11 protein-coding genes are annotated in these 13,522 nt (G+C 57.6%); 3 read left to right on the top strand and 8 right to left on the bottom strand.

What is annotated here, in order from left to right:
* Positions 1 to 216: 216 nt before the first annotated feature.
* Positions 217 to 1,770 carry a BCCT family transporter gene (locus tag BM395_RS10530; protein ID WP_090511524.1) on the top strand — a complete coding sequence of 518 codons (1,554 nt, stop codon included), beginning with the start codon at positions 217 to 219 and terminating at the stop codon, positions 1,768 to 1,770.
* Positions 1,771 to 1,977: 207 nt separating this feature from the next.
* Here BM395_RS10530 and BM395_RS10535 read toward each other — a convergent pair whose 3' ends face one another.
* The 8 genes from BM395_RS10535 to BM395_RS10575 form a co-directional block, all read right to left on the bottom strand.
* A complete protein-coding gene (locus BM395_RS10535; protein ID WP_090511526.1) occupies positions 1,978 to 2,787 on the bottom strand; it encodes an IclR family transcriptional regulator in 810 nt (269 codons plus the stop codon).
* Positions 2,788 to 2,853: 66 nt separating this feature from the next.
* On the bottom strand, positions 2,854 to 3,456 hold the full coding sequence (locus BM395_RS10540) for a sarcosine oxidase subunit gamma (protein WP_483153951.1): 603 nt from the start codon (positions 3,454 to 3,456) through the stop codon (positions 2,854 to 2,856).
* Positions 3,457 to 3,536: 80 nt separating this feature from the next.
* Positions 3,537 to 6,443, bottom strand: a complete 2,907-nt coding sequence (locus BM395_RS10545) for a 2Fe-2S iron-sulfur cluster-binding protein (protein WP_090511530.1) — start codon at positions 6,441 to 6,443, stop codon at positions 3,537 to 3,539.
* A complete protein-coding gene (locus BM395_RS10550) occupies positions 6,440 to 6,748 on the bottom strand; it encodes a sarcosine oxidase subunit delta (RefSeq protein ID WP_090511533.1) in 309 nt (102 codons plus the stop codon). Before BM395_RS10550 ends, BM395_RS10545 begins: the two co-directional genes overlap by 4 nt.
* Before the next feature lie 10 nt (positions 6,749 to 6,758).
* Entirely contained in the window at positions 6,759 to 8,000 is a 1,242-nt protein-coding gene (locus BM395_RS10555; protein ID WP_090511535.1) for an FAD-dependent oxidoreductase, read from the bottom strand.
* On the bottom strand, positions 7,982 to 8,905 hold the full coding sequence (folD, locus tag BM395_RS10560; protein ID WP_090511538.1) for a bifunctional methylenetetrahydrofolate dehydrogenase/methenyltetrahydrofolate cyclohydrolase FolD: 924 nt from the start codon (positions 8,903 to 8,905) through the stop codon (positions 7,982 to 7,984). Before folD ends, BM395_RS10555 begins: the two co-directional genes overlap by 19 nt.
* Positions 8,902 to 9,768, bottom strand: coding sequence for a formyltetrahydrofolate deformylase (gene purU / locus BM395_RS10565; protein WP_090511783.1), 867 nt, complete (start codon positions 9,766 to 9,768; stop codon positions 8,902 to 8,904). Before purU ends, folD begins: the two co-directional genes overlap by 4 nt.
* 608 nt (positions 9,769 to 10,376) lie before the next feature.
* The gene (locus BM395_RS10575) at positions 10,377 to 10,976 is read right to left on the bottom strand and encodes a helix-turn-helix domain-containing protein (protein WP_090511543.1); all 600 of its coding nucleotides are present in this window, start codon (positions 10,974 to 10,976) and stop codon (positions 10,377 to 10,379) included.
* Positions 10,977 to 11,216: 240 nt separating this feature from the next.
* Between BM395_RS10575 and glnT the strand changes: the two genes are divergently transcribed.
* Both glnT and BM395_RS10585 read left to right on the top strand, forming a co-directional pair.
* Positions 11,217 to 12,551 carry a type III glutamate--ammonia ligase gene (gene glnT, locus BM395_RS10580; protein ID WP_090511545.1) on the top strand — a complete coding sequence of 445 codons (1,335 nt, stop codon included), beginning with the start codon at positions 11,217 to 11,219 and terminating at the stop codon, positions 12,549 to 12,551.
* A gap of 60 nt (positions 12,552 to 12,611) precedes the next feature.
* Positions 12,612 to 13,517 (top strand): class II glutamine amidotransferase, encoded by a 906-nt coding sequence (locus tag BM395_RS10585; protein WP_090511548.1) that lies wholly within the window; start codon positions 12,612 to 12,614, stop codon positions 13,515 to 13,517.
* The last annotated feature ends 5 nt before the right edge of the window (positions 13,518 to 13,522 follow it).

Genomic DNA, 13,522 nt, shown 5'->3' on the forward strand with positions numbered 1-13,522 from the left:
AGGTTGATCGACGCTTGCTGGTTGACGATTTTTGGCCTTTTACAGAAGTGATTAAAAGTCATAAATCGGCGCAATAAAATAGTTTGTCCTGCGGTTTGGACTCACTGAATATCGGTATCAGGCACAGTTCTGGAAAACTGCCTTGTAGTGATTTCGCGGCGACGAAACACGCTCCAGAATTGACTTAAATACAAAAACAATAGCGAGGCCCCCGTTATGAAAGACATTGCTGTAGACGCTGCTCAACCGCCGGCCTTGAACATTCAGTTCATGGGGTTGAATTTCCACCGGGTAATCTTTCCCGTGTCCTTCTTCATCGTGTTGTCACTCATATTGGCAGCCCTATACGACCCGGTTGCGTTTGGTCAGACGCTGGAAGCCACGAAAGGTTGGATTCTGAAAAACTGCGATGGGTTCATCATGATCATGGGCAATCTGGCGGTACTGTTCTGCGCCGGAATTGCAGTGTCTCCGTACGGAAAAATTCGTCTGGGCGGCAAGGATGCCAAACCTGAATTCAGCGTGCTTTCCTGGTTCTCCATGATGTTTGCCGCTGGCATGGGCGTCGGGCTGCTTTACTGGGGCGTTGCCGAACCTGTAGCGCAGTATACCGAGTGGTGGAAAACGCCCTTGAATGTACTCAAAGAAACACCGGAGGCAGCTCACGCCGCAATGGGCGCCACCATGTTTCACTGGGGATTTCACCCGTGGGCGATTTATCTTACCAGCGCCTTGGTAATCGGTTATTTCGCGTTTAACAAAGGCATGCCATTTTCCCTTAGCTCTGGGCTGAAACCGCTCATCGGGGATGCTTATAAGGGTTTGCCGGGTCAGATCGTCGATATTTTTACCGTGGTACTGACGGTGTTTGGTCTGGCGACATCCCTGGGCTTGGGCGCCATGCAAGCAACTGCGGGTATTACCCATGTACTGGGCATTGCCAACTCGTTTACCTTCCAATTGATGTTCATTTTAACCGTGACGGGCCTCGCTGGTTTTTCCTTGTGGCGCGGCATGCACTCCGGGGTGAAGCTGTTAAGCAACATCAACATGCTCCTGGCGTTGGCATTGTTTGTGGTGGTTGCCGTCGCGGTGGGCGCGGGCAGCTTCTTCAGTTCGGTTGCGACCACGGCTGTCGACTACGCCGAATATTTTCTGCCATTAAGTAACTGGATTGATCGTCCTGATCAGGACTGGTTCCAGGGCTGGACCGTGTTTTATTGGGCTTGGTGGTGCACATGGGGACCGATTGTTGGCGTATTCGTCGCTCGGGTTTCCCGAGGCCGTACCCTGCGACAATTGGTTTGCGCGGCAATGCTGTTCCCAACTGTGGCGAGCATTTTCTGGTTCGCGGCGTTTGGTCTCGGCTCGATCAATCAGATTGCTGCTGGTGAAGGAACGTTGGTGGCTGGCCTTAGCGATATCAACATGGCGTTGTTCCAGTTTCTGGAAGTGCTGCCCATGTCTGCAATCACCTCGGGGCTGGTGGTTGTGCTTTTGGTGATCTTCATGGTGACTTCAATGGACTCTGGTGCATTGGTCGTTGATAACCTGGCCGCCGGCGGAGAACCCAATACGCATGCAGGCCAACGCGTGCTCTGGCTCCTGCTGGTGGCGCTGGTCACCATTACGTTGTTCGTGATTGGTGGCGACACAGCGCTGAAAGGGATTCAGGCAGGTGCCGTAGCGATGGGGCTACCGTTCATGTTTATCATGCTGCTGTTAATGCTCGGTTTTATCAAAGCACTGGCGACTGAAAGTCGCACCTGATTCAGACGGGCTATGCAAACCCCAAAGCCGCTGACGCGAGATTGTCAGCGGCTTTGTTTTTTCCCTCGCGCAAAAACTGAAATGCTACCTAAGCCCGAAGCCTGTGTTTCAGCAGCGTAAACGAGAAGGCCGTGCCAAGCCTGGGCCGGCACATGAGGGCTGCTATTGGGGGTTTCTGAGTCAGTCGAAGCAAGCCACCAGCAGCCGCTACCGATAATTTGAGGCGACGCCATGCCGCGCGCTGGCGCCCAGTTCTCGGGATATTTCGCGGGCGCATTGCTGGAGGGCTTCGAGGTAGCTCTGCAGTGCGTTGTCGTTATCCATCACCGCTTCCGGGCCAGACAGATTGATGGCGGCGACTACGGCGCCAAGGTGGTTGTACACCGCGCAGGCAATGGCTGTGGAGTAGTCTGAGCGATGCAGGACCCAGCCACGCTCACGGTCGCCTTCGACCAGTTGGCGCAACTCGGGCAGGGTTTTCGGGGCGGGAGGTGGATAGTCGTCCAGCCGTGCATGTTGATACAGGTTGTTCAGTTCGCTGGCATCCAATCCGGTCAGCAACATGCGGCCCATGGCCGTGCAGTGGCAGGGAATGCGTGTGCCAATCGGGATGTTGACTGATAGCCGTTGAGCTGCAAATGCGCGGTACAGATACAGGCTGTCGGTCTGTTCGCGAATCGACAAGTGACACGATAACGAGGTGCGATCACGCAGGGCATTTAAGTACGGCAAGCTGACATCGACCAGATCGCGGCTGGTCAGGTAACTGAAGCCGTCGCTGACGACTTGCGGGCCCAGTTCGTAGCTGTTTTTGCCGAGCTTGCGCAGATAATCCATCTCACACAGTGTGTGCACGATTCGGTAGACAGCGGAGACGCTGACTCCCAGATTTTCGGCGATGTCGTTCATGCTCAGCGTGCGCTGCGCCGCGCCAAACATTTGCAAAATGCTCAAGCCGCGTTGGAGCGCCGGGACCCTGTAATCGGTGTCGCGCTCGAGTTGTTCGCCGGTGGTCATTGCAGGCTCCCTTGCCGAGAGATAGAGGAGTTAATGCGCCCTGAGTAAGCAGGGCGCATCCGGGGGTTACAGCAGTTCGTCGATGCCGGCTGGCGCGCCGGCGAACTCGGCCATTGCATCCAGCAGCGCGTCCCAGAAATAGTCAGCCGAGGCGCGGTCGCAGAGAATCTGCAAGGCTGGCAAGTCGCCCTCGGCCAGATTGATCACGATCACGTTGATCCGCGCTGCCGAGGTTTGTGCCACAGAGCCTGGCGGGAAGGCTTGCGCGCTGAGGTCGACGCCGCACAGCTTGGCCATGACTTCGCTGATGTGCTCGCCCGTCAGCAGCAACCAGGCGTGGCTGTCCTGTCGCGGCAGCAGGTAGTTCGGCGTGTCGTCGTATTGCCATTGCGCCTCCTCAAGTGCGATGCGGCTGCCGCCATCCAACAGGCTGCCGAGCAGCAGATATTCATTCTGCGAGAGCCGCGCTACACGGCTGCCATCCGCCTGCACCACGGCCTGATTGGGCTGGGCAGGCAGTTGGTAGCCACGTTGGCGCAGGTATTCAGCCGTGTGTGCGCCGCGAAAACCCACGCGCGGCAGATTGCTCAGGTCGAGCAGGGCACAGCGCTGCAACTGGGCTTTTTCGTCGTGCTGCCCGTAACGGGCAACGATTACGCTGTCGCCCATCGGGCCGAGTGTTGCGCCGACATGACGATGCGCCAGCGGGCTGCGCTGATTGAAGTTACGGGCTTGTAGTGAGGCCATGTTCAAAGCTCCTGCCGCAAGGTTTCTGGATCGTAGAACGGCAATTTGACCACCGTGGCGTGAACCATTTCTGCGCCTTCCACGCGGATAGGAATCTGCGCGCCCGGCGTGGCCTGATCGGCTGCACAGTAAGCCAGGCCAATGATCTGCCCAAGTGTTTGCGAGTACTCGCACGAGGTGACGTTACCGCTGATATCTGCGCCCTTGAGAACCAGATGGCCTTCCAAAGGTTTGCTGGAAGTGGCGGGCAGGGTGAAGCCCACCAACTTGCGCTTGAGCGGTTGCGCCGCGAGGATTTCGACCGATCGCTTGCCAACGAAAAACGGCTTGCTGCGAGCTACTGCCCAACTCATGTCGATTTCACCCGGATGGGTCATGCCGTCAGTGTCCTGGCTGATAATTACGTGGCCTTTTTCAAGGCGCAGCAGGCGCTGGGTTTCGACGCCAAACGGGCGAATGTCGAATGCTTTGCCGGCCTCCATCAAGGCGTCCCACAAGGCTTCGCCGTAGCGCGCCGGTACGTGCATTTCATAGCCAAGCTCGCCCACGAAACCGACTCGCAGCAAGCGCGCCGGAATGCCTGCCACAGTGCCCAGGCGTACGCCCAGATACGGGAAGCCTTCTGCGCAAAGATCTACGTCGGTGCAGAGTTTTTCCAGGACTTTGCGCGAATCCGGGCCTGCCAGATTGACGGCAGCCAGCGCCGCGGTCACGTTGGTGATGTCCACGTTGAGACGCCATTGGGCGTTCCACTTGAGCATTTGCTGGTAGATACGGTCGACGCCGCTGGTGGTGGCCGACACGTAAAAGTGGTTTTCGCTGAAGCGCGCGCAAACCCCGTCGTCAATCACCACGCCATCTTCTGCCGTCATCAGGGCGTAGCGTGAACGCCCCACGGGCTGCTTGAGGAAGGCGAAGGTGTAGATGCGGTTGAGCAGTTCGGCAGCATCCGGGCCGCGCACATCAAGACCGCCGAGGGTGGAGACGTCGATCAAGCCGACTTTCTCACGTACATGGCGGGCCTCGGCTTGCATGCAGGCGTCGCGCTCGGCGCTGCTGCCGTAATACGCCGGGCGCTGCCAGATACCTGCGGGCATCATCTTCGCGCCTGCTTCCAGGTGGCGTTGATGCATGGGTGTTTGTCTGGCGGGATCAAAGCCACGTCCGGCAACATGCGCCAGCTTCTCAGCCACAAACGGCGGGCGTGCGGTGGTAACGCCGGTTTCGCTGACGCTGCGACCGGTGGCCTGCGCCACCAAACGCGCCGTTGGCAGGGCAGAATGGCGGCCTTGCGACGGCCCCATGCCCACGGTCGAGAAGCGTTTTACCAGTTGCACGTCGCGGTAGCCGTAGCGGGTCGCGTTGATGATGTCGCGCACTTGCAGGTCTTCGTCAAAATCGACGAACTCCTTGCCTTTCGGGTGGGCAAAAATCGGCCACTCAAAGTTAACGCGCGGCTCTTCGAGCAATGCTGTACCGGCCAGCTCGGCTTGCAAGCCAAGACGGCTCAGTGCGGCAGCGGCGGCTTTACGTGCGTCGGCAAAAACGTTCTCAAGGCGGTGATGGCCATTAACCGAACCGGCCACGCCAAGGTTTTCTGGCAGGCCGGTGAGGGCAAATGCGGCGTCCTTGTCGCTGTAGCTGAGCTTGCCGCCAGCCTGGCAGAGCAGTTGATATACAGGCATGTAGCCGGCGGACATGCACAACAAATCACAGTCGATGTGCTGCGCCTCCTTACCCACCAGGCCCTGGCCGGTTATGCGGCGCACATCGACGCCGCTGATATGGCGCATGCCTTTCCCATGCAGGGCTTCATACACCGTGCTCGCCAGTTGGCAGTTGATGCCGCGACTTTGCAAGGCGGTGACCAGCGCGCCGTTGTCTGGTTGTGGGCGCATGTCGACCAGCGCTGCGACAGTCACGCCTTGCTCATGCAGGTCGAGTGCGGCGAGGTAGCCGTCGTCATTGCCGGTTAATACAACTGCACGATTGCCAGGCTTGACCGCATAGAGTTTCATCAGCCGCTGGGCGGCGCTGGTGAGCATGATGCCGGGCAGGTCGTTGTTGCGAAATACCACCGGCTGATCAAATGCACCGGCTGCGACGATGCACTCCTTGGTGCGCACCTTGTACAGGCGATTGCCCTGAATCACGGGCAGGAAGTTATCGGTGAACCACGCATTGCAGGTCGCCTGGGTGAGAATACGAATATTGGCGTGCTGCTCGACCGCCTTGATCAACTCCATACCAGCTTGCTGGGTCTGATTGCCTTCTACATCGAAGCGCGCCCATATCAGTGAGCCGCCGAGCAAGGGTTGCTGTTCAACCAGCAGGACCTTGGCGCCGGCGTTGGCTGCGCTAAGCGCTGCCTGCAGGCCAGCGGGGCCCGCGCCGACCACGGTTATATCGGTGAACAGAAAGGCCTTGTCGTGGTATTGCGGCTGGAAATTCAGGTCGAGCACACCGAGGCCGGCTTTCTTGCGAATCAGCGGCTCCCAGACCTTCCACATACCTTTTGGCTTGTAGAACGAACGGTAGTAAAAACCCACCGGCATAAATTTCGAGAAGTGGCCAAGCACTGCGTCGCGGTCTTTATCCAGCGAGCCGGAATAATTCTGACCCGTAACGTTAAGGCCATGGCTGAGCGGGTGCATGTCTGCCAGCACATTCGGTTCGTCCGGTAATTGCACCAGGCTGTTGGCGTCTTGGCCGGCCATGGTCAACGGGCCGCGCGGGCGATGGTATTTGAATGAGCGCGAGAGCAACCAACGGCCATTGGCGACGAGGGCGCTGGCGATGCTGTCGCCCATAAAACCTTGGTAAGACTTACCGTCGAACTCGAAATCAAGCGGTTGATTGCGGTTGATCAGTAAACCCATTGGCGCGGGCAGGCGGTTGAAAGACGTCATACGGTGGCCTCCTCAACTTTGGCCGGTACAGCAAAGTCGACACGCTGCTTGAACAGTTCTTGCGGATCAAAGGTGCGGATAATTTCGTCGCTCACCGTATGGCGCTCGGCCAGAAACCAGTAGCTTGAGGCGTTATGCATCCACCACTCTGTAACGACCCCGGCGAGGTTGTCGCTGTTGAACACATAAGCGGCCCATTCGGCATCGCTGCAGTGGCTGGGATCGGGCATGGCTTTAAGTTCGCCGCCGTAGGTGAATTCGCTGATATTGCGCGGGCCGTTCAACGGGCAGGGCATGATTTTCATCGGATGTTCCTTAGTGGCTGGCCGCTGTCGCGCCCATCTCGTTGACCTGCTGGAAGGTCGAGAAGCGGTCCAGTGCAAACGGTTTGATCAGATCGGGAGTCTTGCCGCCACTTGCCACCAGCTCAGCCATGGTCTTGCCGCAGATCGGCGTGGCCTTGAAGCCCCAGGTCCCCCAGCCAGCGTCGAGGTAATAGTTTTCGACCGGCGATAAACCCATGATCGGGCTGTAGTCGGGCGTCATGTCGGTAATGCCGGCCCATTGGCGCATCAAACGGGCGTTGGCCAGGAAAGGGAACATCTCGATGGCATGCGCCAACAGGCTCTCTTTCAGCTCCAGGGTCGAGCGGGTGTTGTACAGCGGGTAGGGATCAGAGCCGCCGCCAAAGACCATTTCGCCACGGCTGGTTTGCTGAACGTAGCAGTGCAGGGCGCTGGAACTTACCAGCGGGTCGAGGAATGGTTTGAAAGGCTGAGTCACCATCGCTTGCAGCGGGTAACTGTGAATGGGTGCCTTGATTCCGGCCTTGGCCATCATCAGTGAGCTGTGACCGGCCACCGCTTGTACCGCGCAACCACATTTGACGGTGCCGCGATTGGTCTTCACCGCGACAATTTTGCCGTGCTCGACTTGCAGATCCTCAACCTCGGTGAGCTGGTGAATCTCGACACCCAGCTTGGCCGCCTGCTTGGCATATCCCCAGGCCACTGCGTCGTGGCGAGCGGTGGCACCGTCGATATGCCAGAGCCCGGCAATAACCGGCAAATGGCCGGGGTCAAGGTTGAGGCTTGGGACCAGCTCGCGGATCTGCTGGCGGTCGATCATTTCGGTACGGCCACCGAAATGCTTGTTCACTTCGGCGCGCTGGCGGAACGCGCGCACGGTTGCATCCGTGTGAGCCAGGGTTAACTGACCGCGCTCGGAATACATGATGTTGAAGTCGAACTCGTTGGACAGATTCTGGAACAACTTTACCGACTCGGCATAGAAGCGAACGCCTTCCGACGTCAGGTAGTTGGAGCGGATCACCGCGGTGTTACGCGCCGTATTGCCACTGCCCAGGTAGGACTTTTCAAGCACAGCAACATTGGTTACACCGTGGTACTTGGCCAGGTAATAGGCAGTTGCCAGGCCGTGGCCGCCACCGCCAATAATCACCACGTCGTAACTGGACTTGAGTTCACGGGGAGGCGGCAGGTCGGCTTCTATCGGATAGTCCGAGGAAAGCCCGTATTTCAGGAGGTTGTAAGGCATGCTTGCTCCATAGCGGACACCGCTTGCGTATGGCTGATGTGTTGCTGACGTGCAGCGCTGACGGTATTGCTCATCAGCATGGCAATCGTCATGGGGCCAACACCGCCGGGCACTGGGGTGATGGCTGAAACCAGGGGTAATGCACTGGCAAAATCGACATCACCGACCAATCGTGACTTGCCGTCTTCCTCAATGCGGTTGATGCCGACATCGATCACCACAGCGCTAGGTTTGAGCCAGCGGGCATTGATCATCCGTGGGCGACCGACAGCGGCAATCACGATGTCGGCTTGGCGGCACAGTGCAGGCGCATCGATGCTTCGCGAATGCACCACGGTCACCGTGCAGTCGGCTTGCAGCAGCAGCGCGGCCATGGGTTTGCCGACGATGTTCGAGCGACCAATCACCACCGCGTGCTTGCCGGCGAGCGTGCCGCAGGTTTGCTCAAGCAGGCGCATGCAACCTGCCGGCGTGCACGGTGTGAGTACTGCGCGGCCCTGGCTCAGACCACCGACGTTGCTGCTGTGAAAACCATCGACATCCTTGGCCGGATTGATGGCTTCGAGCACGCGGGTCTCATCGATATGTGCTGGCAACGGCAACTGCACCAGAATGCCGTTGATAGCTGGGTCGGCGTTCAGTTGGCCGATTAAATCGAGCAACACACTTTGTGTGGTTTCGGCTGGCAGACGGTGCTCGATCGAGCGGATACCGGTTTCCTCGGCACGCAGCACCTTATTGCGCACATAAACGTGGCTGGCCGGATCGTCGCCGACCAGCACTACTGCGAGTGCGGGGTGTACTCCCTGTGCGCGTAATGCTGAAACAGCCGCGCCCACTTCACTGAGCACCAGCGCCGAAATGGCTTTGCCGTCTATCAGGTCGCCGTGAACTGGGTTGTTCATCTGAAAATCACCGTTTTGTCGTGGTTGAGGAACACACGGTGTTCGATGTGGTACTTGACCGCTTTTGACAGCGCCACGGTTTCGGTGTCGCGGCCGGTCGCCACCAGATCATCCGGCAGGTAACTGTGATCAACGCGCTGAATTTCCTGCTCGATAATCGGGCCTTCGTCGAGATCACCGGTAACGTAGTGAGCCGTTGCACCGATCAGCTTCACGCCGCGGTCATAGGCCTGGTGATAGGGTTTAGCGCCTTTGAAGCCAGGCAGAAACGAGTGGTGGATGTTGATGGCGCGGCCGGAGAGTTTCTGGCACAGCTCATCCGAGAGGATTTGCATGTAACGGGCAAGCACCACCAACTCGGTACCGGTTTCCTCGATGATGCGCAGCAACTCGGCCTCTTGTTGTGCTTTGGTGTCTTTGCTCACCGGCAAGTAAATAAAGCGAATGCCCATGCGCTCGGCCATCGGGCGCAGATCCAGATGGTTGGAAACCACAGCGGTGATATGCATGTGCATCTCACCTTTCTGGAAGCGATACAGCAGGTCGGACAGGCAATGGTCGTACTTGCTCACCATCAGCAATACGCGCATGGGGGTTACGCTGCTGTGCAGTTCCCAGTCCATGTCAAAGCCCGCTGCCACCTGCAGAAAACCTTGCTCGACTTCCTTGATGTCACCTTGCACGCCCGCGTTGAAGCGAAACACCGCGCGCATGAAGAAGCGCCCGCTGAACTCGTCGTCAAATTGCGCCATCTCGCTGATGTAGCACTGTTGATCGGCCAGAAAGGTACTGACCGCAGAAACAATGCCCGAGGTAGCCGGGCAACTGACTTTGATGATGTATTGATTCGGGGCTTGGTGCATGGAGTCCTCGCTAAAAGCCTGGGCGGTTTTCTCGCTGGCAAAAGAGAAATTCATCCGCGAATAAAATTAACCGAAAGGAATATATAATTCTTGTGGGGATTTTTATAAGCGAATGAAGCTTGCCTGTCTATACCTATTAGGAAATATTTTGTCCTGTCAGGAATATTTATAAAGGCGGCCAGACATGATGCTTCGCAGGTTCACAAGCGCATAAAGCGTCAGCGGGTCAGGCCTTTACTCAGCAGTCAGGCAAGGTGTTGCAGAAGCGATGCCAAACGCGTGCCCGAAATAATCAGTCGCGCGAAATGGCCCCTCGGCGGTGGCTTGGCAGGAACAATAATGGGCATGGCGGGGCGATGCGCCGGTGAGGATCGCGACGTCGCTGATTGCGGGTGGATATGGCGGGATGCTGATCTGATCGCGGCGAGTCTTGCGGGTATCAAACGTCTGAGTGTTGCCAGGGTATTAAAGGTCTGCAGGCTGGCCAGAGGCGGCTATAAACGAGACGGGAGAGCAGGCGCATGGCGCGCTGAACAGGCCCCGTAAGCTCGGGGCCGGCGCAGTAGATTGGCAGCAGTCAGGTAGCAGGGGGCGAACACCCCGGCGGATTATTCCTTGCCGTAGTTCATGATCGACAGCAGGCGAATGGGCACAGTCACCAGTTTTTCCGGGCCATGCGGAACTTCGCCATCAAAGGTCAGGCTATCGCCTGGCGTCATGGTGTAGAGCTGATCACCGTGGCGGTAAACCAGTTCACCTTCAAGCAAGTGCAAAAATTCTGTGCCCGGGTGCGAGAACGTCGGGAATTCTTCGCTGGCATCATCCATGGTCACCATATACGCCTCGAAGGTCTTCTTCGGGCCGCGGGTGTGGTTGAGCAGGTGATAAGTGTGGCCTTTCTCGGTGCCGCGGCGCACCACCTCAAGACCCTCATCGCCTTTGACCAGCAGCGCACCGCTGCCTTGCTGGTCATACTGGCTGAACAGTTTCGACATGGGCATGCCGAGTACATCGCACAGGCGGCTGAGGGTTTCCAGGCTGGTAGATACCTGGGCGTTCTCTATCTTGCTCAACATGCCCTGACTGATGTTGGCGATGCGTGCCACGTCGGCAATCTTGAGTTCCTGAGCCTGGCGCTGCCGGCGGATCTGCATGCCCAGATATTGTTCAAGCTTCAAACGCGGATGGGATTCGTCAGTGTTGCGCATGTTCTCTTGCACCTTTTAAGTACAGGAATAAAAAATTCGCACTAGTAATGTGCGGTTTGTTTCTTTGGAATACTAAGATATTCCGCATATGAAAACATTTTTCTTATCTGAATAGTAGCAATCGCCGGTTTTACTGGTCTTGCGCTATTTACTTCACAGGTTGGCAAGCTGTTTGCATTTCTTTTGGGGAAAGTTAAATTCCTAAGCGGAATAAATCAAAGACCCCACAGGAGGCAGAGCATGTTGCCTAGCGAAACCCAGCGAGTCATCGACCAGCACGGTATCAAATATGTGCTGGCACAGTTTGTAGACATCCACGGTGCAGCCAAAACCAAATCAGTGCCGGTAAGCGGTCTGCAAGCCGTGGCCGAAGAAGGCGCCGGTTTTGCCGGGTTCGCCATCTGGGGCATGGGCATGGAGCCACACGGTCCGGACTTCATGGCTCGTGGTGATCTCTCGACTCTGATTCCTGTGCCGTGGCAACCGGGTTATGGCCGTGTCGTGTGCGTGGGGCATGTTAACGGTCAACCGCATCCTTATGACAGTCGCTATGTGTTGCAGCAGCAAGTTCAGCGCCTGAGTGATCGCGGCTGGTCGCTGAACACCGGTCTGGAACCAGAGTTCAGCCTGTTTCGCCGCGATGCAGACGGCAAACTCAAGGCGGTGGACGCCAGCGATAAACTGGAGAAGCCATGCTACGACTATAAAGGCCTCTCACGCTCACGCGAGTTTCTTGAGCGTTTGACCGAGTCGCTGCAGCCGGTGGGTTTTGATATTTATCAGATCGACCATGAAGACGCCTGCGGCCAGTTCGAAATCAATTACACCTACAGCGATGCGCTGGAGTCGGCTGACCGTTTTACATTCTTCCGCATGGCTGCCGGTGAAATTGCCAACGACCTGGGCATGATCTGCTCGTTCATGCCCAAGCCAGACCCGAAGCGTGCCGGCAATGGCATGCACTTTCACCTGTCGCTGGCCAGCGCCACCAACAAGAACCTGTTCCATGACGCCAGTGATTCCAGCGGCATGGGCTTGTCGAAACTGGCTTATCACTTCCTCGCGGGCCTGCTGGCGCATGGCCCGGCGTTGTGCGCGTTCGCAGCGCCAACCGTTAACTCCTACAAGCGTCTGGTTGTCGGCCGTTCGCTGTCAGGGGCGACCTGGGCGCCGGCGTTCATCGCTTATGGCGACAACAACCGCTCAGCCATGTTGCGCATCCCGTACGGACGCATCGAGTTCCGCCTGCCGGACGCCGGCTGCAATCCCTATTTGGTCAGCGCCGCGATTATCGCCGCCGGCCTCGATGGCATCGACCGTCAGCTCGACGCGGGCAAGGCCTGCAACGAAAACCTCTACAGCCTGAGCCTTGAAGAGATTGCCGCACGCGGCATCGAAACCTTGCCGCAGAGCCTGAATGAGGCGTGCGATGCACTCGAAGCCGACCCGCTGTTCCGTGAAGTGCTTGGCCCCGAGATCGTGGATGAGTTCATCAAGCTCAAGCGCATGGAATGGGTCGAATACAGCCGCCACGTGAGCGACTGGGAAATCGAGCGTTACACCGAATTTTTCTGATTTTGTTGTCTGCCCGTGAGCAGGCAACACCAACACCCTTAGGTTTCAGGAGTTATCAATATGTGTGGAATCGTAGGCTTGTACTTGAAGAACCCGGCGCTGGAATCCCAGCTCGGTAAGCTCTTCGAACCCATGTTGCAGGCCATGACTGATCGTGGCCCGGACAGCGCTGGTTTCGCCATTTACGGTGATGAAGTGGGCGCTGGCTGGATCAAGCTGACGCTGCAAAGCACGGCGAGCGATTTTGACTGGACAGCCTTGATGGGTGCGCTGGAAGGCGCGCTGGGTTGCTCGCTCGACTGGTTTCAGAACGCTAATGCTGCCGTGCTCAAGGTTAATGCAGCGGAAGCTGCCGTGCGCGCTGCACTCGCCGAGTTGGCGCCGGGCCTGCGCATCATGAGTGTTGGCCAGAGCATCGAAATTCTTAAAGGCATGGGCTTGCCTGAGGAAATTTCATCACGCTTTTCACTGGCCAAAATGAAGGGCAGCCACATCATCGGCCACACCCGCATGGCTACTGAAAGTGCGGTGACCATGGAAGGCAGCCATCCGTTTTCTACCGGCATGGACCTGTGTCTGGTGCATAACGGTTCGTTGTCGAATCACTTCCGTCTGCGTCAGGAACTGCGCCGTCATGGCATTGAGTTCGAAACTGAGAACGACACCGAAGTCGCTGCCGGTTATCTGACCTGGCGCTTGCGTCAAGGCGACAACCTCAAGCAAGCCCTGGATCACGCGCTGGAAGATCTGGATGGTTTCTACACCTTCGCCATTGGCACACGTGACGGCTTTGCGGTGATCCGTGACCCGGTGGCCTGCAAGCCGGCCATTCTCGCCGAAACCGACGACTACGTGGCTATGGCTTCCGAGTATCAGGCGCTGGCCAGTCTGCCAGGTATCGAAAAAGCCAAAGTCTGGGAGCCGGAGCCGGCCACCATGTACATCTGGGAACGCAAGTCCGCCTGAGGAGC

It is taken from the genome of Pseudomonas marincola (assembly GCF_900116605.1).
Classification (GTDB): Bacteria; Pseudomonadota; Gammaproteobacteria; order Pseudomonadales; family Pseudomonadaceae; genus Aquipseudomonas; species Aquipseudomonas marincola.

Coding starts and splice junctions, on each gene's coding strand:
- BM395_RS10530 (WP_090511524.1), top strand. CDS start 217: ATGAAAGACATTGCTGTAGACGCTGCTCAACCGCCGGCCTTGAACATT.
- BM395_RS10535 (WP_090511526.1), bottom strand. CDS start 2,787: ATGACCACCGGCGAACAACTCGAGCGCGACACCGATTACAGGGTCCCG.
- BM395_RS10540 (WP_483153951.1), bottom strand. CDS start 3,456: ATGGGCGACAGCGTAATCGTTGCCCGTTACGGGCAGCACGACGAAAAA.
- BM395_RS10545 (WP_090511530.1), bottom strand. CDS start 6,443: ATGACGTCTTTCAACCGCCTGCCCGCGCCAATGGGTTTACTGATCAAC.
- BM395_RS10550 (WP_090511533.1), bottom strand. CDS start 6,748: ATGAAAATCATGCCCTGCCCGTTGAACGGCCCGCGCAATATCAGCGAA.
- BM395_RS10555 (WP_090511535.1), bottom strand. CDS start 8,000: ATGCCTTACAACCTCCTGAAATACGGGCTTTCCTCGGACTATCCGATA.
- folD (WP_090511538.1), bottom strand. CDS start 8,905: ATGAACAACCCAGTTCACGGCGACCTGATAGACGGCAAAGCCATTTCG.
- purU (WP_090511783.1), bottom strand. CDS start 9,768: ATGCACCAAGCCCCGAATCAATACATCATCAAAGTCAGTTGCCCGGCT.
- BM395_RS10575 (WP_090511543.1), bottom strand. CDS start 10,976: ATGCGCAACACTGACGAATCCCATCCGCGTTTGAAGCTTGAACAATAT.
- glnT (WP_090511545.1), top strand. CDS start 11,217: ATGTTGCCTAGCGAAACCCAGCGAGTCATCGACCAGCACGGTATCAAA.
- BM395_RS10585 (WP_090511548.1), top strand. CDS start 12,612: ATGTGTGGAATCGTAGGCTTGTACTTGAAGAACCCGGCGCTGGAATCC.